At 27.8% G+C, this 21,935-nt stretch carries 22 protein-coding genes and 1 pseudogene; 3 read left to right on the top strand and 20 right to left on the bottom strand.

Annotation, left to right across the window (positions count from 1 at the left end; genetic code table 11):
• Positions 1–217: 217 nt before the first annotated feature.
• The 5 genes and pseudogenes from CLPU_RS18055 to CLPU_RS12925 form a co-directional block, all read right to left on the bottom strand.
• Positions 218–346 (bottom strand): hypothetical protein, encoded by a 129-nt coding sequence (locus CLPU_RS18055; protein WP_268760472.1) that lies wholly within the window; start codon positions 344–346, stop codon positions 218–220.
• 135 nt (positions 347–481) lie between these two features.
• Complete coding sequence (locus CLPU_RS12935) at positions 482–1,849, bottom strand: MATE family efflux transporter (protein ID WP_050356093.1); 1,368 nt, start codon at positions 1,847–1,849, stop codon at positions 482–484.
• Positions 1,850–1,949: 100 nt separating this feature from the next.
• Positions 1,950–2,349, bottom strand: a pseudogene (gene tnpA / locus CLPU_RS16785) (IS200/IS605 family transposase).
• Positions 2,350–2,448: 99 nt separating this feature from the next.
• Positions 2,449–3,084: a GNAT family N-acetyltransferase gene (locus tag CLPU_RS12930; RefSeq protein WP_050356092.1), complete on the bottom strand. Its 636-nt coding sequence runs from the start codon at positions 3,082–3,084 to the stop codon at positions 2,449–2,451.
• A gap of 412 nt (positions 3,085–3,496) precedes the next feature.
• The gene (locus CLPU_RS12925) at positions 3,497–3,823 is read right to left on the bottom strand and encodes a winged helix-turn-helix transcriptional regulator (RefSeq protein WP_050356091.1); all 327 of its coding nucleotides are present in this window, start codon (positions 3,821–3,823) and stop codon (positions 3,497–3,499) included.
• 128 nt (positions 3,824–3,951) lie between these two features.
• Here CLPU_RS12925 and CLPU_RS12920 point away from each other — a divergent pair, with 128 nt between their 5' ends.
• Complete coding sequence (locus tag CLPU_RS12920; RefSeq protein WP_050356090.1) at positions 3,952–4,593, top strand: flavodoxin family protein; 642 nt, start codon at positions 3,952–3,954, stop codon at positions 4,591–4,593.
• A gap of 110 nt (positions 4,594–4,703) precedes the next feature.
• Here the strand turns inward: CLPU_RS12920 and CLPU_RS12915 are convergent, their stop codons facing one another.
• The 4 genes from CLPU_RS12915 to CLPU_RS12900 all read right to left on the bottom strand — a co-directional run bounded on the left by CLPU_RS12915 (position 4,704) and on the right by CLPU_RS12900 (position 6,774).
• Positions 4,704–4,913 (bottom strand): TOBE domain-containing protein, encoded by a 210-nt coding sequence (locus CLPU_RS12915; protein ID WP_050356089.1) that lies wholly within the window; start codon positions 4,911–4,913, stop codon positions 4,704–4,706.
• A gap of 267 nt (positions 4,914–5,180) precedes the next feature.
• Positions 5,181–5,384, bottom strand: coding sequence for a DUF2798 domain-containing protein (locus CLPU_RS12910; RefSeq protein WP_050356088.1), 204 nt, complete (start codon positions 5,382–5,384; stop codon positions 5,181–5,183).
• Between the two features lie 163 nt (positions 5,385–5,547).
• Positions 5,548–6,054 carry a flavin reductase gene (locus CLPU_RS12905; protein WP_050356087.1) on the bottom strand — a complete coding sequence of 169 codons (507 nt, stop codon included), beginning with the start codon at positions 6,052–6,054 and terminating at the stop codon, positions 5,548–5,550.
• A 165-nt stretch (positions 6,055–6,219) separates the two neighbouring features.
• The gene (locus CLPU_RS12900) at positions 6,220–6,774 is read right to left on the bottom strand and encodes a helix-turn-helix domain-containing protein (RefSeq protein WP_050356086.1); all 555 of its coding nucleotides are present in this window, start codon (positions 6,772–6,774) and stop codon (positions 6,220–6,222) included.
• A 520-nt stretch (positions 6,775–7,294) separates the two neighbouring features.
• On the opposite strand from CLPU_RS12900, the gene CLPU_RS12895 reads away from it, so the two are divergent.
• Complete coding sequence (locus CLPU_RS12895) at positions 7,295–7,774, top strand: YbaK/EbsC family protein (protein WP_050356085.1); 480 nt, start codon at positions 7,295–7,297, stop codon at positions 7,772–7,774.
• A gap of 80 nt (positions 7,775–7,854) precedes the next feature.
• Here the strand turns inward: CLPU_RS12895 and CLPU_RS17725 are convergent, their stop codons facing one another.
• The 9 genes from CLPU_RS17725 to CLPU_RS12845 form a co-directional block, all read right to left on the bottom strand.
• Positions 7,855–9,039, bottom strand: coding sequence for an amino acid racemase (locus CLPU_RS17725; protein WP_082154228.1), 1,185 nt, complete (start codon positions 9,037–9,039; stop codon positions 7,855–7,857).
• Between the two features lie 247 nt (positions 9,040–9,286).
• On the bottom strand, positions 9,287–11,020 hold the full coding sequence (locus CLPU_RS12880) for a sigma-54 interaction domain-containing protein (protein WP_050356084.1): 1,734 nt from the start codon (positions 11,018–11,020) through the stop codon (positions 9,287–9,289).
• Between the two features lie 284 nt (positions 11,021–11,304).
• Positions 11,305–13,260, bottom strand: coding sequence for a tetracycline resistance ribosomal protection protein (gene tet / locus CLPU_RS12875; protein ID WP_050356083.1), 1,956 nt, complete (start codon positions 13,258–13,260; stop codon positions 11,305–11,307).
• Complete coding sequence (gene tetA(P) / locus CLPU_RS12870; RefSeq protein WP_050356082.1) at positions 13,247–14,512, bottom strand: tetracycline efflux MFS transporter TetA(P); 1,266 nt, start codon at positions 14,510–14,512, stop codon at positions 13,247–13,249. Before tetA(P) ends, tet begins: the two co-directional genes overlap by 14 nt.
• A 626-nt stretch (positions 14,513–15,138) precedes the next feature.
• Positions 15,139–15,606, bottom strand: a complete 468-nt coding sequence (locus tag CLPU_RS12865) for a hypothetical protein (RefSeq protein WP_050356081.1) — start codon at positions 15,604–15,606, stop codon at positions 15,139–15,141.
• A gap of 140 nt (positions 15,607–15,746) precedes the next feature.
• Positions 15,747–16,019, bottom strand: a complete 273-nt coding sequence (locus tag CLPU_RS12860; RefSeq protein WP_050356080.1) for a CD3324 family protein — start codon at positions 16,017–16,019, stop codon at positions 15,747–15,749.
• A gap of 165 nt (positions 16,020–16,184) precedes the next feature.
• Positions 16,185–16,562 carry a cytidine deaminase family protein gene (locus CLPU_RS12855; RefSeq protein WP_050356079.1) on the bottom strand — a complete coding sequence of 126 codons (378 nt, stop codon included), beginning with the start codon at positions 16,560–16,562 and terminating at the stop codon, positions 16,185–16,187.
• A gap of 110 nt (positions 16,563–16,672) precedes the next feature.
• A complete protein-coding gene (locus CLPU_RS12850) occupies positions 16,673–17,308 on the bottom strand; it encodes a Vat family streptogramin A O-acetyltransferase (RefSeq protein WP_050356078.1) in 636 nt (211 codons plus the stop codon).
• A gap of 855 nt (positions 17,309–18,163) precedes the next feature.
• Positions 18,164–19,183, bottom strand: a complete 1,020-nt coding sequence (locus CLPU_RS12845) for an oxidoreductase (protein WP_050356077.1) — start codon at positions 19,181–19,183, stop codon at positions 18,164–18,166.
• Positions 19,184–19,311: 128 nt separating this feature from the next.
• Between CLPU_RS12845 and CLPU_RS12840 the strand changes: the two genes are divergently transcribed.
• The gene (locus tag CLPU_RS12840) at positions 19,312–19,650 is read left to right on the top strand and encodes a winged helix-turn-helix transcriptional regulator (RefSeq protein WP_050356076.1); all 339 of its coding nucleotides are present in this window, start codon (positions 19,312–19,314) and stop codon (positions 19,648–19,650) included.
• A gap of 247 nt (positions 19,651–19,897) precedes the next feature.
• On the opposite strand, the gene CLPU_RS12835 is transcribed toward CLPU_RS12840, so the two are convergent.
• A complete protein-coding gene (locus tag CLPU_RS12835) occupies positions 19,898–20,545 on the bottom strand; it encodes a transmembrane-type terpene cyclase (RefSeq protein ID WP_050356075.1) in 648 nt (215 codons plus the stop codon).
• Between the two features lie 175 nt (positions 20,546–20,720).
• A complete protein-coding gene (locus CLPU_RS12830) occupies positions 20,721–21,740 on the bottom strand; it encodes a GIY-YIG nuclease family protein (protein WP_050356074.1) in 1,020 nt (339 codons plus the stop codon).
• Positions 21,741–21,935: the final 195 nt, after the last annotated feature.

The raw sequence follows: 21,935 nt of genomic DNA, 5'->3' as shown, positions 1-21,935 counted from the left end.
TCATAAACTGTCACCTTTTTCTCTTAACTTAGTGTCCAGTTTATTATACCATTTCCACCCAAAAATTATATTTTATGTCTAATTTTTGGGGTGCACTTCAAAAGCTCCTTCTTTTATATCTTTATTTTCTTTTAATAGTATTACTAGTAGTTGTTTTTATATTGACATTTGGTTTAGAAATATAAATACATTTAACATATGACTTATTAGACAATCCTTATTGTAGTTTAAATAGCAATTCACTTCTTCTTGATGCCAATCCTACAATATAGTTTTCATTAGAAAGAATTTTCGCAAGCTCCATTCCAATTCCACTACTTGCTCCAACAATAATTGCTTTATTCATAAACAATTATCCCCCTTAGAAAAAAGTTATCAACCTCTCTCTTATAAAATCCTTAATCTTTCTAACTTCATTTTTATTTTATTATTTATAGTAATATGATAATTAAATTCTAATTCTATCTAATAGTTACTCATATTAGTAAGGTTTCTTCTTAAAAAAATATATTGTAACAATTAAAGTTATCACTTCTGCAAAAACTATAGAACCCCATATACCATTTTGACCTATAATCATAGGCAAGAAAACAACTCCTATAATTAAAAATATTAAACTTCTTGAAGCTGCAATTACAGCTGATATTAATGGTTGATTTATTGCTGTATAATACATTGAAGAAACAACATTAACACCCATTAAAAGCATAGCTATTGCATAAAATTTTATTATATGAATTGCAAGTTCTGTAACTTCTGCATTATTTCCTACAAACATATATACAATTCCTTTTCCAGAGATTATAAGAACTAAAGAAAGTACGATTCCACATGCCATACTAAACATAATCCCTACTCGTCTAAAAGATAGAACTCTCTTAATATCTCCACTTCCTCTGTTAAAACTAATACCAGGATTAATAGCTGATGCAATTTCAAAGAAAACTGCAATAGCAATTGTTGCCGCATAGTTAGCAACACTATAGGCTGCAACTCCCATTGTACCTATATTCTTTATAATTATAAGATTAAAAACAAACCCGCTTACTCCTGCTGATATATTACTTAGTAATTCAGAAGAACCATTAAATAACATTGCTCCAATTGCTTTTATATCAAAATGAGGTTTTACAATCTTCCAAGAAGATTTTCTTAAAAGAAATATACTCATTATCATAAATGGAACAAGTTGAGAAATACCTGTTGCTAAAGCCGCTCCTGATATTCCCATATTAAATTTTGCAATTAAAACATAGTCCAACACTATATTAATAATTGATCCACTAATAGTACAAGCTATTGGAAACACTGGAAATCCATCATTTCTTAAGAACATATCTAAAACAAATACGCCTAAAAATGGTATAAAAAATATAGACAGATATCTAATATAAGTAGATACTAATCTATGGGTATCAGTCTGGGCCCCTAGCAAACTAGCAAAACTATCAGAAAATAAAGTGCTAAAAAAAGTAGCAATAGCTGCTAACACTATTACTAATACTATAGTAACAGTGAATAAATTATTACTTTCCCTAGCATTTTTTTCACCTCTTCTAATATTTGCTAAAGTGGCTCCTCCCATAGCAATCATAACTCCAATTCCAGCAAAAACGCTCATTACTGGCATAGCTAGATTAATTGCAGCTAGAGCATTAGCTCCCACAAGCTGCCCAACAAAAATTCCATCTATAATTCCTGCTGAAGTCATTGCAATCATCCCTATTATTGATGGGATAGCATATGAAAAAAATATTTTTAGAATACTATCTTTTCCTAAATCAATTTTGCTTTTCTTATTTTTACTCGTATCATCTATATAAACGTCTTCATTATACTTATCAGCCATATAAATATCCTCCTTTTGTTTATACACTAAGTCATATAATCTGAGATTTTATACACTAAAATTTAACACTATATTTATAGGCTTTTAGTACAATATTACCTCATTTTATTCCTTGGCCTTCTATATGTTTCTTTATTATATCGACAGACACCTCACCAGTTGTAATTAAACAAAAACTCTTAATCTAAAAACATTCTTTCCATATCTGTTTTTTATTTTAGTAAATTCTTTTTTTATAAGTCTACTGTTTTCATTTTTATGAACATTTATAATTTAGATATTTCTGTATTTGGATGTACTTTGAATATAATATGTACGTAGTCCCTGTCATGTTTCTATTCTTATAGACTTATATTATATTTTCCTTGTATATTCTTAAATTTCTCTTTGAGTCTATTGTTTATTTCATCATCTATTACTTTCCTCCTATATTTCACAGCAAATATAAGATAATAATACATGTAAAATACGGAACGATTATTTGTGTCTAATTCTCTCATTATAACATAATACTTCCTTCTGTCAAGTTTTGGTAGTTTATCTCCTACTTATAGAAGATGAGAGAATTATTGCTAGTTTAGATTAAAATAATGCATATTTTATAACATTAAACTATACATATAGTCTTCTGTATTCAACTCTCCATCTTTCATAGGATATTTATTATTTCTTTTCCTAATTCTTTTAAAATCATACGCTTCATAAAAACCATAATTACATTCTGTATCTGTAAACACATAAATCTTATTTAGTTTTTTATCTCTACATACATTTATAAAATTATTCATGAGAGATTTTCCAATCCCTTTTCCTCTGCAACTAGAATCTAAAACAAATAACGTTACTTCTCCATCAAACGTCTTCTTCAAATTTCTTGGTATATAAGTAAGATCTCTTGCTCTTTTAATTAATTCATAAAATAGTGATAATTTTTCATTTCTATTAAATAAAAATTTTATTAATTTTCCAATTATTATAAAGCCGTACTTTGACTTTTTCACAAAATTAAGTTCTTTATCAATCCTACCAAATAGTAACCCTACAGCTTTACCATCCTCTTCAACCACTTGTGTATAAGTTGATGAATATAAACTTGTAAATAAAAAAATCTCTGTAGCAAGTTCTGTATCTTCAGAATTTCCTATAAATCTATTAAGATTCCAAGTGCTATCTATTAAGTTGCATAAGTCTTTAAAATCTGTCATCTTAAATTCTCTAAATATTAATTTACTCATAAACATCCTCCCAATCTTTTATACTTCTTTATTGTTATTGATCAATATCTTATTTTTCAACAATATATTTCTATAATAGAGCTATATTGTTGAAAAAATTAAAATTTTAAGCTAATTTTTATTAAAAGATTTCTTTAATAATAGTATCTCTTTACAGGCTATTCTGAAATTTGTTTTATGTATTTTTCTTACGAATATCATATAGCATATATTGTTCTTGTTTTGTCATACTTTAGCTTCTTATAGTCATCATTAAAAATATTCATTCTTACTTTTTTCATATTTTTCATAAACATCTTCAAAAGTCTTCATAGTATCAATAAACTTTATCTTTCTCACTAAAAATACTTTTTATTTCTATTATAGAAGTATATTATCATAAAATATATAGTTTGTATAGACTAGAAATAACTTATCTAATCATATGTTTTTCTCCCCATTGATACATGAGATTTAATATTGGTATCAGTGTCCTTCCTTCTTCAGTCAGTGAATATTCAATTTTAGGTGGAATTTCATTATACTGTTCTCTATGTATTAGTTTACTACTTTCCAATTCTTTTAGTTGTTGACTTAATGTCTTATGCGCAATTGGTTGTAGTGTATCTTTTAATTTATTATATCTTATTACTTCAGCCTTATATATTTCCCATAATATAATCCATTTCCACTTTCCTTCAAGGACAGATATAGTATAATACATAGGACATCTTCCATATTTACTATCAAAACTTTTCATAGAATACCCCTTTACTTACCTTTAAGTTAGTATATAACAAATAAGTGCATACTTAACTCTTTTTTTATAATAATATATACTCTGTAATGTAAAGTCAATTACATTATATAAATGGGGGGATATAGTTCATGAAGGTAATAGCAATTAACGGAAGTCCAAGAAAAAATGGAAATACCGCAACTCTTTTGAAAAAATCACTTGAAGGAGCAGCATCACTAGGTGCAGAAACAGAACTTATCAATCTTTACGATCTTAACTACAAAGGTTGTATTAGTTGTTTTGCTTGTAAAAGAATAGGTGGTAAAAGTTATGGAAAGTGTGCAATGAATGATGATCTAACATCAATTCTCAACAAAATTAAGGAAGTTGACGCTCTTATTTTTGGTTCTCCTATTTATTTTGGTGATACAACAGGAGCAATTAGGTCCTTTATGGAACGTTTGATGTTCCCTTATACTGTATATGAGGAAAATTATCCATCTCTTTTTAAAAAGAAAATATCAACAGGATTTATATATACAATGAATATTACTGATGATTATATAGATAAAGCTGGCTACAGACAAAATTTTAATACTACAGAAAATTTTATGAGAAATATTTTTGGATCATCAGAAACATTAATTGTTACTGATACTTATCAATTTGATGACTATTCTAAATATGTTTCAACAGCATTTGATGAAAAAAAGAAAGTAAAGAGACGAGATGAAGAATTTCCAAAGGACTGCAAAAAAGCCTTTGAAATGGGAGTAAGATTTGCTAAATAAATTAATATCTATTAATAATCTAAGTAAAAAAATCTTGTTTATGAAATTTATCACTGTATTTTTAAAAGCATAAAAATGCCCTTCTAGGGCATTTTTTTACGAAATGATTATTATTCTATTCCAATCATAACAGATGTAGATTTTATAACTGCGTAAGCTCGACTTCCTACTTTAAGATTAAGCTCTTTTATAGACTCCATAGAAATAGTTGAGGAAATTATAATATCTTCAGATACTTTAATTTCTACAATTGCGTTTACTGCTCCTTCGTTAATTTTAAAAATCCTTCCTGGAATTTGATTTCTTGCACTAACTTTCATAATATTTCTCCTTTTAATATAAATAAATTTGATATTTAATATAATGCCCATATAATTGAAATTTAATAATATATAAATTTTGTCAATCACTTCTTAATGCACTTTATTTTTAGTCTCAATAAATATTTGTGTAATAAGTATTCAAAATAGTTTTTTAACTGATAAATCTATATGAGCAATTTAAAAATACTTGAAGACATTAAAAATTAAAAGGAGTTCTTAAAAATCTCGTTTTATGCAAAATATATTTAACAATAAAAATAATTATTATATTTTTATTTTCATAACTAATTTACCTATGATTGGAGGAAATATAAATGAAATTGGCAAGGTTACAATTAATCCAATCACCCAACTTTTCATCCATGCTTTAAAAAATATATCACTCATACCTAAATTAATAAGAGTCATAGCAAATGACATGCAAAACGCCATTAAAATTCCATTTAATATTCTTTGTTTCTTACTCATTTTTAACCCTCCTTTATGTTTGAAATCTATAAAATAATATGGTGTATTTGCAACTAATATTTTCTAAGCACAAATGTATAAATCACATTAAAGTTTCCTATTAATGTATTAGTTTAACCATAAAGAAACCAAGTGCTAACATAGGTTAATACTTGGTTTTTTACTATTCTTTCACAAGAATTTTTGTTACTTCCCCAATATATAAAGTATGATAATCTTTTTCTGGATATAATTCCTCTATGCTTTTATCAATAAAACATTTAGGATCATATTCTTGGGCATATAGTTTTTTACATATAATAGCTAAATTAGCTTCATTGAAATAAGGTGTATCGTTAAAATAAATTACTGACAAATTACTTTTTGAAATCTTATCCTCATCTCTTCCAGAAACAGTTCCAAGATATCCAAGTTGTTTTTTAAAACTTTTATCAAAGAAAGTAAGGGAAAAAGTATCAGATTCATCAATAAACTCCTTAGTAAAACGTTGAGGTCGAACTACTATGTAAGCTACATTTCTTTTCCACATTACACCTAGTCCACCCCAAGATGCAGTCATTGTATTGACCTTATCATCCTTTTTAGCTGTAACTAACATCCAATCATCACCTATAATTTTAAAAGGGCTTTTGTCAAATTCCTCTGGAGTAATTTCATAAAAATTATTCATGCTATACATCTCCTTAAATTTTATAATACTTTATAAAGCGTATATATACATAATTATAATGTGAACTATAAATAAAGTATGCACATTTTTGTAATATACTAATTACAAAGAAATTTGAAATCTAACGAGTATAATCTTGAACTTTCTTTTATTATTAAATCACTACTATTTAAAATAATAAATTATGTGCTGAAAACTTACTTTTCTGTCTGAAGTATTTCTATATGAATGATCTTTATTTGCAAAATATCGAATAGCATCTCCACATGCTAATTTATAATGATTGCTTTCTATAACTAACTCCATTTCCCCTTCTGTAACAATAATATATTCTTCTGTACCATCATTGTGTGGCGATGATTGGTGATTACAGCCTGGTTCTAATTCTATAGTAAATATTTCAAATCTTCTTTTACTATCGTATGGAAAAAGAGGGTACACCTTCATCTTTTCTTCGTCCTCTATTATAGGTTTAATATCATGATGTGAGATATAAAATATATCACTTTCTTCTTCTTCCATAAAATAAGAAAACGAAACATTTAACCCAGTGGCGATTTTCCATAAAGTTGTCACTGTTGGATTAGAAGCACCTTTTTCAATTTGTGCTAGCATAGCTTTACTAACGCCGGTAAGTTCTGCCACCTTATCAAGACTTAATTTTTTCTGCTTTCTAATATTATTTAAATTTTTCCCTATAATTAAAGTAAAATCTTTCATACTTATTTCCTCCAACATATTGTATGTTATAACATACTTATATATAATATATTATACAATACTATTTTTATCCTTTTTATACTATTTCATAATTAAGAATATTATAAGAACTATACAAATATAAGGAGGAGGTGAACTGTTGCGAAATCATTTATAAACTTTATAAGAAAATATATAATTTTTATAAAGAACTAATTACTAAATTTATGATACAATATTATTAGCTATTGTGAATCCCGTATATTGCGAAAGTGATATAACCATTGGGTAGAACCATGAGGGTGTTAGTGTATAAATAAAACTACTTGCGTAAGTAGTTAGCGAGAACCAAGCCAATTTAGTAAATACAAGATATTACACTAAAAAGTAAACTTGTATATGTACGATGCGTTGTATCGGAATTTAAGCCCTTGGACTATCATATCAAACCAAAGTAGGTTTATACCAAAATGGGATAGGTTGAACAGGGAATTAAACAAACTTATAGAGTTTTATAAGGTTTTGGCAACGGAAAAAGATCATGTCATCTAATTTAAGTAAAAGCGCCAAAAAGGTTCAATCAGTACTTAATGAATTTGGGTTTGAACTTAATGTAGTTGAACTATCCGATTCTACTCGTACTGCACAAGAAGCAACAAACACAATAGGTTGTAGTATAGGTCAAATAGCTAAGTCTTTGATTTTTAAAGGGAAAACTTCTCAAAAACCTATATTAATTGTAGCAAGTGGTACAAATAGAGTAAATGAAAAAACAGTTAAGAACCATATAGGAGAAAAACTAGAAAAAGCAGATGCAGATTTTGTGCTTGAACATACAGGATTTGTAATAGGAGGAATACCTCCAATTGGACATAAAACTCCTGTCACCACTATAATTGATGAAGATTTAATGCAATATGAAGAAATATGGGCTGCTGCCGGAACACCACATGCAGTCTTTAAACTAACTCCAAAAGTTTTAAAAGAAATAACTCATGGAGATATGATTTTCGTCAAATAATTTAAAGCCACAAAATACTTCTATATATTTTGTGGCTTTAGCTTTAAATGATTTATCAATGTTTCAACTTTTATATGCTCTTATTCCATTCGAAGAGAATACATTAACGCTTTATTCACATGAAGTTCTACAGTATTTAAAACCTCTATTTCAAGATCATCCTCATTAATAATTAATGGTAATTCTGTACATCCCAGAATCACACCATCTACATCATACTTTTTAATAATATTAATAAGTTTTTCTTTACTATTATTATGAAATACACCTATGGTCAACTCATCAAAAATAATATCATTAATCAATATCCTTTCCTCTTCAGATGGAATAATTACATCTATCCCAAACTGTTTTAGATAATTTTCATAAAAACCATTTTCCATTGTGTACTTTATACCCAACAACAAAATCTTTTTCAGCCCTTTTTCTTTTGCCCTTTCTCCAACAGCTTCTACAATGCTAATCATAGGCAATGCAGTAAGATTCTTTACTTCATCATATACTGAATGTGGTGAATTAGCAGACATGATAATAAAATCCGCCCCACTCTTTTCTAGAGAATGTATACCTTCCATTATATAATTAACATAACCTTCTTTATCTCCATTATCCTCAAAATCAGTGAATTTTTGAAAATCTAAACTATATATAATTATTTCTGGATAATAATAATCTCCTCTAAGCTCATAATATTTCTTTAATATAAGCTCATAATACTTTATAGTTGACTCATGACTGATACCACCTAATATTCCAATTTTTCTTGGTAATTTAGTTTCCATTGTTTTGATTTTAAAAGAATGATCATCTATGACCCTTGAAACAGCTAACACTCCATCTAAATGATCATATTCATGTTGGATCAATTCAGCTAGATCTCCTTCTACTTCCATTACATGATCTTTCCAATCCAAATCTTTATAATATATCTTACATCGATTATACCTCTTTACTTTTACGAGTAAGTTTGGGAAACACATACAATCATCCCATACTTCTATCATTTCATCATCTAAAAACTCTAATTTCGGGTTAATAAATATTTTCTGGAGACCATTGATGTTCATGTATATAATTCGTTTATAATACTCAATTTGAGGAGCAGCTATTGCTCTTCCAGCTTTATATTTTTTTCTAAAATCTATTAAAGTATCATGTAAATCTTCAACAATATTCTTAACATCTTCAATTTCTTCATATTTTACTTCTTCAGATACTCTATATAGATTTTCATTACCCAATAATAATACTTCTTTTACTGACATATTATCTCTCCTTTAATTATAAAATTAGCTACGTCATAATTAATATGCAATTATCATGCCAACATATAGATTTCATATAAAACCTCATTTCATGCTATTTTAAAAGAAGTTAAGTCCATTTTAATTTTTAAAACTTTATCATTATTGAGAATTATTATTTATTAAATATCCTGCAAAAGATGTTTTTCATTATAATGAACAAATTATCAGTTTTGATAAATTTATCATTTTTGATAATTTATCTGTGCTATATATTATATTTTTTAATTTTTCTATACAAAGTAGCTATACTAATGCCTAATTTATCAGCTACTTTTTCCTTACCTTCTACACTCAAGCCATAAACATTTAAATATTCTTTAATTAATTGTCGTTCTACATCGTCTAAAGTAGTTTTTATCTCTGTTTCAGATTTCTTGCTAATTATTATTCTATTAGGTAGATGTTTAATGGAAATGATTTCATTGCTTTTTAACATATTCATGACATACTCTGCTGAATTTTCTAACTCACGTATATTGCCTGGCCACTCATATGCACATAAGTATTTCCAAATATCTTCAGAAACAGCTGTAACTTTCTTATCGAAGATAATTCCATACTTTTCTAGAAAATAAGAGAACAAAGTTTTGATATCTTCTTTTCGCTCTCTTAATGGCTTAATGTTTAGTGGAATAACATTTAATCTGTAATACAAATCTGATCTAAATGCATTTTCTCTAATCATTTCTTCTAAGTTTTTATTCGTAGCTGCTACAATTCTAATATCAAGTAATTTCTCTTCAATATCTCCAAGTTTAACTATACTTTTATCTTCAAGCACCCTAAGAATTTTAGCCTGCATATATAAAGGCATATCACCAATTTCATCTAAAAATAATGTTCCTCCATCTGCCAACTCTATTTTCCCGATTTTGCCCTTGGGGTTAGCTCCTGTAAATGCTCCTTTGCTGTATCCAAAAAGTTCACTTTCCAATAATGTATCAGGTATAGCAGCACAATTGACAGCAACAAAAGGTTGGTTAGCACGATCACTTTCATTATGAAGGGCTCTGGCCACTAACTCTTTTCCTGTTCCACTTTCACCTGTTATCAATACTGTTGAATCTGATAAAGCAATAGTATTAATTTTTTTCTTTAATTCTTTTACTACGTGTGAATTCCCAACAATCTTGTCCATCCCAATATTATGCTTAGAACCTGATAGCTCTAAAAATTGTTCCTTAAGAGTTTCTTTAGACGTAAAAACAATTACTTCATTAATTTCTTCATTACCATAATTAACATCATATCTTTCTCCAACTACCGTAAATATATTATCATTATATTTAATCTTGTATTCCTGAAGTTTCAATATCATATTTTCAGTTTCCTTAATGCTTATCTTCTTACTTAAATTAGTGTCAATCTTTAGTATTTTTTTTGCATAATTGTTAGAGTTCACAATATTATAGTGGTTATCTATTACTATAACACCTTCGTTGAGTTTATTTAAAACATTATCTAATAAATTCAAGACCTTTAACTTCTTTCTCTTTTCCATTTCTTCAATTACTCTTGATTCTAATAATTTTGCCATCTGTTCAATGAATACTATATATGTGGTTTCGTTATTTACTATATGTTCTTTCTGTTCTTCATTGATACATACACATTCTATAGTACCAATAATTCTTTCCCTAAGCCTTATAGGTATTGAAATTTCCATTGTTTCTGTACAATAATCTTTCTTATTGCAATCATTGCATATTAAATTCTCTCTAGGATTATGAATAACTGCATTTTTTCCTGTCTCAAAGACTCTCTTAGTAATATAAGCATGATCTTTTATACTCTTATTTACTTTGTTCTTCCAATATCCTGTTCCTGCAACACGATTATATTGAGAATCTATAATCTGCACGTCCACTTTTAATACTTCAGCTATTGCTTGAACAAAATGACTCAATTCGTTTTGAAGAAATGAAAGTAGTTGTTCCATTCGTATTACCTCCCAATCCTTCGACTATACTTCTTCCTATTCTCTACTTTATATTTTTATTTTCAAGCTTCTTATTTTTATTAAAGTAAAAAGATGTATAAACTACAAAAGACATCTAAGTCTGATGTCTCTTATAGCTCATATTATATATCTTTTCAGATATAAATAAAATGTATTGACTAAATACTCTATACATAGTAAGAAATAACACAGAGATATAATTTGCATTAAATAGTTTAAAGTCACAAAATACTTCTATCTCTACCTTAAGCGTTCTATTGTAATTAGTCTCTGATTGCATTTAACTTATGAAGTAAATACTCTTTTTTATTCAAAGGATCGTAGGTTGTTTTTTGACGAGTTTTAGCTAATTCAAAGGGAACCTCCTTGTATCCAAAAAATTTTGTTAAAAACATTCCCTTACCTTCTGTATATGAAGCTATTTTTAGCTTGTAGTCTTTTGAATTTTCTACAGGAATTAGACCTTTTATTAAAAATTCATCTTCAACAATAATCGGATTATCAAAGGTAGCTCTCATAACTTCTAAATCCCAAATGGCTTTACTCAAAACCTTTTGGGGAATCCTGAGTTCAAATTCATGTAAAGGTTCTAGCAAGTCAGTTTTAGCTTCATATAACGCCTCCATAAACACCATAGGAGTTACATCTCTAAAATCAGCTGGAGTGCTAACTGGACTAGAAAATTCACCACAAGTAAGTGTAACTTTCATGTCAGTAACTTCCCAACCAAATAGTCCTTGTTTACTTGTCTTAATAACTGCTTCTTCGATTGCGTTTTGAAAAGATTTTGGTAATGATCCTACTGAAACATTTGAGATATATTTAAGTCCTTCACCTCTTTTGGCAGGCTCTATTTTTAAACCTACCGTTGCCCAGAAAAGGTTTAATCCTTCCTGCATGTACATTACTGATGTACCAACACTTTTAGGAGTCTCTTTATAAATGGTCTGGATATTTGAAAATTCTACTTTTATTCCATAGAATTCATCTAATATAGAACTTAGTATTTCCATTTGAACCTCGCCAAATAAATTAACATAAATTTCTTTATCACTGTCATTCATACCTAATTCTAACATTGGGTCTTCTTCTGTAAGAGATATTAAAGCCTTAAATAAGTCTCCATTTTCTTCTTTGTTAACAGCAGAGATAGTAGTTTTTAATGTTGGTTTAGTTATAGATATATTTTTTATTCTATCATTTGAAGCTCCAATAACATCTCCAATCTGAAAATTTGTAAGGCCATACAAAATACCAATATCACCCGCTTCTATACTTGATGCTTCAATAAACTTACCATTTTCCGGCACATTAATTTTCTTCACTTTTTCTACTATATCCTTATTAGGTACTTTTATTTTATCTCTTACAGATATTTTACCGCCAAATAGCCTTACATAAACTTTCTTTTCATTTGTACTTGTTCTTTCAATTTTAAACACTATTCCAGATAAATCACTGCTACAATCCTCATTAGCAAGTGGTAGATAGCTGCAAATTCCATCTAATAAATTCTCAACGCCAATACCAATTGATGCAGATCCACAAAGTACAGTATATAAACTCCCTTTTTTTGAATAAAATGAAAGCTTTTTTTGTATTTCTTTTTTATCATGCTCTATTCCGTTAACATATTCCTCTAAAAACACATCATCTAAATCAGATAAAACATCAATAATATCATCATTTACTGTGTTTATTTCAGATAAATTATTTAAATGAACATCTTTGCTTCCCTCATTATATACCTTTTGTAATCTAACTACTTTATTACACATAGTCTTTTTTATTTCTTTAAAAACTTTATTATAATCTGATCCAGTTCTATCTAGCTTATTTATAAAAATTATTGTTGGAATTTTTAAAGCCTTTAATGTGTTAAATAATATTCTTGTTTGTGACTGAATTCCTTCTACTGCTGATACAACTAATATTGCTCCATCTAAAACACTTAAAGATCGTTCTACTTCAGAAACAAAATCTACATGCCCTGGGGTATCGATAATATTTACTTTAACATTATTCCAAACAAAGGATATAGCTGATGATTTGATAGTAATTCCTCTCTCACGCTCAAGTTCCATTGAATCTGTTTGTGTATTTCCTAAATCAACTTTACCCACCGTTTTTATAGCTCCACTGTAATATAAAAGATTCTCAGTTGTAGTTGTTTTTCCAGCATCAACGTGAGCTACAATCCCTATATTAATTGTTTTCATATATATCATTCCCCACTTTAACCCTATTAGCATCCTTTTTATCTATTATTATAGAAATAATATATAGTACTAATACTGGTGTTACCAATAGTGAAGTACATGCTATGCCAATACTTACAGAAATTTTTGTAGCTATGATTCCTATAATTGGTCCACCTAAAATTTGACCTAAAGCATTTATTTGTCCATTTATAGAAAGTACAGTAGCTCTTGCATTATCATCTATATGACTATTTAACCATGCATTAAATATGGGCTCATTTATAGTTCTAAACATATTTGTTGCTAAATAAGTTATTAGCATTAAACTAAAGTTCTTTGTAAGGGCAAATACTAACATAAAGGATATATAGAATATATTTGTAGCTAATAATATCTTTCCACTTTGAATCTTGTCCTTTTTCTCTAGCTTCTTTGCTACAAACTGCATTACTATAGCACTTAATATCATCCCTGCAATGCCGAAAATACCAAACCAAGTCACTGGCTGAAGATTCCCAAGCTTAGGAAGTGTAGTATCCTGCAAGAAATGTGCATTGGAAAGTCTATCATAGCCTTCACTGGATAAACCATAAAACAAAGTTACAGAAAGTAAAATCATTATTATAGATTTACTTTTTATAAATTTAAAACCAGATTTAAAGGTATATCCCATCTTTTTAAAAGTATTTAAATCTTTAGGAGCAGATGGCTTAAAATTGTTTTCTGGCATATACAGTGCTAAAAATAATGCAAAAACTATAAATAAACATCCGCTTAATATAATAGGCAGTCTAACAGATAAATTACCTATTATAGTGCTTAGTATTATTCCTATAACTGTGCCGATTTGTCCCGCTTGTGCTCCTCTTATATATATTTGATCTAAATCTTTAGTTTTTTCTTCTTCTGCAATCCACGCCTCAACAGATCCGCTAACAAAGGTAGAACCTAGTCCCCATACTATCTGTGACACAAGTATAAAAGCAAAACTAGATATAGAACCTTCTAAAATAAATCCTAACCCTGTCAAAACTGCACCAATAATAATAGACAATTTACGGCTATATACATCTGCAACTATGCCTGTGGGAATTTCAAATAGAAAGCATGCTGTTTCCAATGTAGTTCCAACAAGTATAAGCTGAAGTGGATTTAAATGAACCTTTTCAATGTGGTACACTATCATAACTGTAACCACCAATGAAAAACACATTGCTGTAATAGCTGAAAATAATAAATAAATTTTATATGCTGAAAGTTTTTTAACCATTAATTATTCACCGTCCTTATATTATGAAAAAGTTTGTTTGTACTTTGTAATATAGATATTTTAAATGTATTAACCATCATCATAATCCCCCCAAATAAAAAAGGCCGTAAATGAACACAAGTTCACTTACGGCCTTATAATTTTTATAATTATATATGACCTAAAATATAAACATGAAATATAGGACTTTAATTAGTACAACTTATTACTAAGTTATATAAATTAAAATCTTATCTCATATCTATAAATGTAGCAAAAATAGGCATAAAAATACCGTGTTTAGAACACGGATTTCCTATTATGCAAATAAGGTGTAACATGCTCATTATAATAATGATTATTTTAGAAGCACACAAATAAACATGGTAACAATCAATATTTTTAAAATTAATTCTACCATGAATAAACCTTAAATAATTTAAGATTTTTTTGACGTACTTTCTAAAAATAATCCTTATTCAGTTGGTTTAGTTAAAAACTATCCCTTTGCGCATATTTACAACACCTTTACATTTATATTCTTTTCATGTTTATATTTAAGTCTATTTATATTATACATAAATTTGGAATTTTTTCAATACATCTATTTTGCATCAATATAGAATCTTCAACTCTCTTATTTATCATTATGCATGAGACAATACTGGGAACATTAAGTCTCTTATTTTAAATGGATTATCTTTTCCTATCTTGATAAAAAGAGTAGTATCCTCCTCATTCACCAGGCTTTTTTCATAAGAAGAAATATTATTTGGAGTAAATCCTAAAACTACTTTCTTAGTTTTCTCATTCATCATTGCGTTAATAATTTTATCTAATTTTACTTCTTTTATTGCAAATACATCTCTCTTTTGTTCTCCTAAAATCAAAAAATCTATGATATTTACTGAAACATTTGATACTACGTTATCTCCGTCTAACAAAGAATATGGTATATATTTATCTCCCCAATAACCATTCTCATACCATTGTTTAAAATTAAAACCATAAGTTTTTTCTGTTAATCTATTAAAACTATTTCTTAATGTACTGTCATCTTTGTAATTACACCTATAAATATATTTTTTATCATTAATTAATAAGGTTTCACTCATTTTTAGTTTCTCCTTTATTATATTTACATTATCTTGTTATACCTTATCTTAGTATTTTTTATATAACAACCTTAATAACTTTTACCAAATAAAAATGAGCCATAAACTATATAAAACTAGTTTATGACTCATTAAATTAATTATTTTCTTTTGTGCTGTAAAATAATTCTGTCTATGCTTTTCCTTGATAAAAAATACTTGTTAGCAATATACTCTTTATCCATACCCCTATTATACTCTTCATAAATATTTCTATTTCTAGTTTCAATTTCTTTTCTTGTATTAGTTGTTTCTCCCCATTTCTTTTTATTATCCTGTTTTTTAGGAATATATATATATTCTCCATCTACATACTGATGGATTAAATCAATTATCTCTTTTGGAAATATATCTTTAGCTTTAATATAGCTCATTGTGTTCCTCCTAATTTTAACTTTTCTTATTTAGGATTAAACAAAGGCTATTTTCTTAATTATGTTTTTAACACAGTAGCCTTTGCTATGTGTTAATAATAAGTTTCATCATACTACTTTCCTCCTTTTTTCTGATGTTTTTGTATATATGATTACAAACTAATTCTACTCCCATCTATATGGTAGCAAATCACTGATAGTAAGTATTACATCCTTTTTTATCATTACTTCACATTTATAGTTTTCATCATGAATTTGACAAATGAATTCTCTACATCTTCCACAGGGTGGAATTATTGTTCCATCCTCATAAACCGCAATTACTTTTGTTATTTTATTTTCTCCAGCAGTAATCATAGCTGCAATAGCTGCATGTTCTGCACAAAATCCCATAGAACAAGGGGTATCTATGCATACTCCAGTATAAACTTTTCCACTTTCACTTAAAATAGCTGCTGCAACAGAGCCAGCATAAGAGTTTTTAGAAAGTTTTCTAGGTTTTAATGTATTTTTTGCAATATCATATAATTCATCAAATTTCATAATTATAGTCCTTTCAATTAAATTTTTATATTATTTTTTTCACGCTATTACCAACATATAGTCCATCTTTTATAACCTCAACATCTCAAAAGTCCAAGCTTTCATAATATCTATATGGACTTAATTTTATCTAAATCTGAGCTACAAAGTACTTCAAGATTTTTAAAGATCTTTTCTTCAGACCAATCCCACCATTTTAATTTTAATAAATAATCAATCAATTCATCATCAAATCTCTTTTTTATAATTTTACATGGATTACCTCCAGCAATATGATACGGTGGAACATCTTTTGTTACTACAGAATTAGCAGCAATAATTGAACCATCTCCAATATGAACACCAGGCATTACTGTAACATTCTGTCCAATCCACACATCATTACCAACTACAGTATCACCTTTTATAGGTAAATCTTCAAGAGTAGGTGCAGCTTTTTCCCATCCACTCCCCATAATATTAAAAGGATATGTAGTTATAGAGTTCATTCTATGATTTGCACCATTCATAACAAATTCTATTCCTTTTGCTATTGCACAAAATTTTCCTATAATAAGTTTATCACCTATAAATTCATAATGATGAGTAACATGTTCTTCGAACTTTTCTGCTCCATTTATATCATCATAATAAGTGTAGTCTCCAACCTGAATATTAGGATTTTTTATAACATTTTTTATATAACAAATACTCTTTATGTTTTCATTAGGGTAAATACTATCTGGATTTGGGCCGAATTTATTCATATATCTATCTCCTTTATATTTTTTAATTCATTTTCTATACAACAACTTATTTTGTTATATCTAAATTACTCGTACGTTCATTATCATGTATATGAATTTTCTCTATATCAATTATTACTTTATCTTTATATATCTTTTTATATACTTAAGCTTTTAACACCATCTCCATCCCTCCTTACATAAAAAAATAAAAAATCCCCAAAGATGAACAATATCATCCATGGGGATTTTATTTTTATAAAGGTCTTTTAATATATTAAAATTAAACTTAACACACGATATATATTTATCCCTATTTTAATCGTAACATAAATAAGCATATATATTTTTATATGTGCATTTGTAGTTATTTCATTTTTATATAAAAGAGTTTAATAGAAGATATTGTTCTTAAAATGCATGATTAAATAAGCCCTATTCCAGAACTTTTTAAGCATTTCACACTATTTATTTTTAATAGTTTAATTAAGAACTGTAGTGCACATCTCCTTAAATCTCCTTTTTATATAATCATAAATTTTAGTTAAGTATATAGTATAGTTTAATCTTATTATTGTCAATAAATGCTTATTTAAAAAACATATTAGATATTTCATCAATATGATTCTAGTGGATTCCAATGGTGGAAGTGAAGCATAAGGTTAAAATTAGTATTCAATTTATTTTACATATACAATGTAATCGGTTCATGTTTATCTTGAATCTAAACATCTTGTGATATATTTTAATGTTTATTGATTACAGCCTTCAATCAATATTTTAACTTACAGTTAAGTTTCAATGATATAAAATTGGTTATTTTATAATTATGAATACTTGCAAATGTAACCTATAAATAAATTAAAATACTTTATATTATCTTCCGTTTTGAGCTTTTATTTGCACAGGACATTTCTCGCCATTTATATACCATTGACATTGTTTACATCCTAAGCAAGCCTTATAATCCCCATCCACTAAGGATTTAATCATAAACTTTTCATCTGCAAGAAATGGCTTACCATATGCTATAAAGTCACACATATCATGTTCAAGTAGATAATTTCCTCTGTTAAGTGTTCTAATATCATTAACTACAATGACAGGAACATTAACATGCTTTTTAACTTGGGTACCAGTATAAACAATATTATTAAATGGAAAGTTTTCAGGCACTTCAACTCTTCTGTCTTTTGGAATACCAGAAGAAATATGAAGTAGTTCTATACCTAGTTTTTCAAGAACTTTAGCCATTTCAATATCAGTATCAAGTCTATCATTCCACCCCATTCTGTATGATATTATAAAGTCATCATCAGCGAAGCTTCTAATTCCTTCTACTATTTCCTTTACTAAAAGTAGTCTTTCATTAATATCTCCACCATATTTATCTATACGATGATTAGAAATAGGTGATGACATCATATTTAGGAAAAAACTATGAGCACCATGCATTTCTATCCCATCGAGTCCTGCTTTTTTACATATTTCTGCACCACGAATAAACCCATCTCTTATTTTAATTAAATCATGTTTAGATATTTTATTAATATCATATGAATTATCATCATAATAAGCAAAACCTGGATAAATTAATTGAGCAAAAAGTCTTGTACCACTGTCATGACAAGTTTTTCTTATATCTGCCAAGTAACTAATATGATCCTCACTATACGCCCCTGCACCTCCAGCGAAATCTTTCCCTTCATTCACTGAAAGAGCTTGAGTAATCATAAGTCCGATACCAGTATTAGCTCTTTTCTTATAGTGATCAACTAACTTTTGACCCATTATACCATTTTCCGCTGACAATCCGAAACGTACCATCGGAGCCATAACTACTCTATTTTTAAAGGTCACATTTTTTATTTTGATTGGATTCATACTACTTACCACAATCATTTCCCCCTTATCCGTATATGATTTATTGATAATACTTACAACTTTTATTATAATTGTCCTGTACAAATGAAGGAAGTATGCACTTATTTGTAATATACTTACCATTAGGAGAGTGATATAAGATGAAAAATTTATGTCCTAGTAAAAAGGCCCCTTTTGAATACACTCTTGATATTATCGGAGGTAAATGGAAGATGAAGATAATGTATGAGTTAGCATGTGGTCAAAAGCTTCGCTATAGTGAAATCAAACGAAATATCTGCTTGATTACTCACAAAATGTTAAGTGCTCAACTTAAAGAACTAGAGCGTGACGATATCATAATTAGAAAACAATTTTCCCAGATACCTCCTAAGGTTGAATATTCCTTAAGTGAAAAAGGTAAAAGTCTCATGCCTATTTTAAATGAGATGTGTAAGTGGGGATTAGAAAATATATCTTCTTCTAATAAATTAGAATAACTTTTTACAGAAATACTAGCTTAATTATAGTAATTTAGTATTAAAGTTTGCACACAAAAACGTATAACTCTGATCATAAGTAATAGCTATAAAGATAATTATAGTTAAGTGGAATCTAAAATGTAAAAAAATCAATAGCAATAAATAGGCTATTGATCATTCTAGAAATTATTTAGTATAGATTTGAAACAGTAAAAGGTCTTTTTTAATTTTAAAGCAAAAGATGACATTTCTAAGTTTATTATAATTAGATCGAATAATTTATCACTTTTTTAGTCCTTTTATTATGCAATTTACATACAAGAACTACATAAATCCAATCATAAATCAACGTAGCTATAGAAACTATCGTGATTAAATATGATCTAAAGTACATAAAGAAAGCAATAGCAGCAAATAAGCTACCGATCATTTTAAAAATTGCTATGTATATAGATTGACCCCTCAGATTGCCTCTTCTAGATAATAATGCGATAAATAATCCAGACATCATTAGATTTTGTGAAAAAGCAGCATATTTTCCTTCAAAATCGTTAAATTCAACTGTTATAGCAATAATAATTAGAAAACTTATACATAAAGTTATGAAAAAATATGAATAGAACCCCTTTACTTGGGTGTATTTCTTCAATTCCCTTAGACCATAAATTAAGTATTGAAGCATAATAATAACATCTAGCACAAACCAAACAATATTAATTATATTTTGTGGATAGCTGCTAGGATAAATAAATGAAAAGATGAATTCCCAAGATATATTTGCACAGATTGCTACCATTGGCATACCATATGTTTTATCTCGAAATCCAAGTTTAATAATAAGTATGTATGTCATAATCCAAAACAGACCAGTTCCTATTTGAAGGATTAGAAGAAGATCCCATCCGTTTTTCATATACAACCTCCCATTGTAAATAAATAAAAAGATTAATGACAGTAAGAAATTTATTTCCGTCTGTAATACTATATGAATGTACATCCGCTATTCATGTCAAAAACAATTTATTTAAAAGGAGGTTAGTTATATCTTTTTAAGCTTTAAAGATTATAATAAACAAAATGCTAAAATCCTACTTACTTTTTATTAGCTTGTTTATAAATTGATCAATGCAGTAGTCATCATCAATATATAATATTGATTTAGATTCATCGTCTTTAATTTCTGTATAAATTATTTTTTTAAAGTCTAAATCTCTTTTTTCATTCATAATGTAACTTACTTGTTTATCTAATTTATCAGCTTGTTTTAAAAAATCTTCTACAATGTCTTTTGTTAACCCTTTGTATTTCTTTTTTAATACTATTCGATTATTTGAAATATAGAAAACTTTATATCCATCATCTATTTGCTCTCCCATTAAAATCTTTCTATATTCTAATGTCTTTATCTGATTTAGATAGTTATCATGTAGATACTTTATATTTTCTAATATATCTCTATAAGCAGAAGCAGTCTCAAATTGAAACTTTGAAGCAGCTATATCCATCTTTTCTGAGATTTGAGATAAAAATGTCTTCATACATTCTTCTTTGTATAGTATTTCTTCTAAACATTCCTTATTTTTTTCAAAGTCCTCTCTATCTAAAGACTCTGGCAAAACTTTGTATGTGAATTTATATAAATTATCACATTTCGTTATTGGATATATATTTTGAAAAAACTCAATTATCTTTATCAGTTTACTTTTACTTCTATAAGGTCCAATACAATGTTCATTTTCTCTCTTGTGAACTATTGATAAAGGTTTAAGTCTATGATTACTTTCTATTTTTAGATATACATATTTGTTATCATTTTTCATCTGACTATTATATATAGGCTTCATTTTCTTTATAAGTGCACATTCAAGGATCTGTGCTTCTAAATGTGTATCCGTAACAATCACATCAATATCGTGTATATGAAATACCATTCTCTCTATCTTATTCTGTTTATGATCAGTATAAAAATAAGACTTTACTCTTGACTGAAGTGTCTTACTCTTGCCAATATACATAACATATCCATACATATCCTTCATCTGATAGATACCAGGTTTTGATGGTATTGCTTTAACTTTTTCTATTAAATGCTCAGGTATTTTAGACAAATTAACCACCTACTGTTTCTTTAATTTCCGATTTATCATGAAAGAAAACGAATTAACATAATAGTAAATATTCAGAATCAGTTCTATTATATAGGCAAGAGCAACAGTTTATCAATTTTAAATTTGATATATCTCGTCAGAATTTAGCGGACTTGATTATCCATGAGGACAATAATTTGCTTAATCTTCTTCATG

It is taken from the genome of Gottschalkia purinilytica (assembly GCF_001190785.1).
GTDB classification, from domain to species: domain Bacteria; phylum Bacillota; class Clostridia; order Tissierellales; family Gottschalkiaceae; genus Gottschalkia_A; species Gottschalkia_A purinilytica.
Note: the sequence above shows the minus strand (reverse complement) of the source record. Positions and strands in the feature narration are given on the sequence as shown.

Excerpts from the sequence above, each read along its gene's own strand:
- CLPU_RS18055 (WP_268760472.1), bottom strand. The coding sequence starts at position 346 with ATGAATAAAGCAATTATTGTTGGAGCAAGTAGTGGAATTGGAATGGAG.
- CLPU_RS12935 (WP_050356093.1), bottom strand. The coding sequence starts at position 1,849 with ATGGCTGATAAGTATAATGAAGACGTTTATATAGATGATACGAGTAAA.
- CLPU_RS12930 (WP_050356092.1), bottom strand. The coding sequence starts at position 3,084 with ATGAGTAAATTAATATTTAGAGAATTTAAGATGACAGATTTTAAAGAC.
- CLPU_RS12925 (WP_050356091.1), bottom strand. The coding sequence starts at position 3,823 with ATGAAAAGTTTTGATAGTAAATATGGAAGATGTCCTATGTATTATACT.
- CLPU_RS12920 (WP_050356090.1), top strand. The coding sequence starts at position 3,952 with ATGAAGGTAATAGCAATTAACGGAAGTCCAAGAAAAAATGGAAATACC.
- CLPU_RS12915 (WP_050356089.1), bottom strand. The coding sequence starts at position 4,913 with ATGAAAGTTAGTGCAAGAAATCAAATTCCAGGAAGGATTTTTAAAATT.
- CLPU_RS12910 (WP_050356088.1), bottom strand. The coding sequence starts at position 5,384 with ATGAGTAAGAAACAAAGAATATTAAATGGAATTTTAATGGCGTTTTGC.
- CLPU_RS12905 (WP_050356087.1), bottom strand. The coding sequence starts at position 6,054 with ATGAATAATTTTTATGAAATTACTCCAGAGGAATTTGACAAAAGCCCT.
- CLPU_RS12900 (WP_050356086.1), bottom strand. The coding sequence starts at position 6,774 with ATGAAAGATTTTACTTTAATTATAGGGAAAAATTTAAATAATATTAGA.
- CLPU_RS12895 (WP_050356085.1), top strand. The coding sequence starts at position 7,295 with ATGTCATCTAATTTAAGTAAAAGCGCCAAAAAGGTTCAATCAGTACTT.
- CLPU_RS17725 (WP_082154228.1), bottom strand. The coding sequence starts at position 9,039 with ATGTCAGTAAAAGAAGTATTATTATTGGGTAATGAAAATCTATATAGA.
- CLPU_RS12880 (WP_050356084.1), bottom strand. The coding sequence starts at position 11,020 with ATGGAACAACTACTTTCATTTCTTCAAAACGAATTGAGTCATTTTGTT.
- tet (WP_050356083.1), bottom strand. The coding sequence starts at position 13,260 with ATGAAAACAATTAATATAGGGATTGTAGCTCACGTTGATGCTGGAAAA.
- CLPU_RS12865 (WP_050356081.1), bottom strand. The coding sequence starts at position 15,606 with ATGAGTGAAACCTTATTAATTAATGATAAAAAATATATTTATAGGTGT.
- CLPU_RS12860 (WP_050356080.1), bottom strand. The coding sequence starts at position 16,019 with ATGAGCTATATTAAAGCTAAAGATATATTTCCAAAAGAGATAATTGAT.
- CLPU_RS12855 (WP_050356079.1), bottom strand. The coding sequence starts at position 16,562 with ATGAAATTTGATGAATTATATGATATTGCAAAAAATACATTAAAACCT.
- CLPU_RS12850 (WP_050356078.1), bottom strand. The coding sequence starts at position 17,308 with ATGAATAAATTCGGCCCAAATCCAGATAGTATTTACCCTAATGAAAAC.
- CLPU_RS12840 (WP_050356076.1), top strand. The coding sequence starts at position 19,312 with ATGAAAAATTTATGTCCTAGTAAAAAGGCCCCTTTTGAATACACTCTT.
- CLPU_RS12835 (WP_050356075.1), bottom strand. The coding sequence starts at position 20,545 with ATGAAAAACGGATGGGATCTTCTTCTAATCCTTCAAATAGGAACTGGT.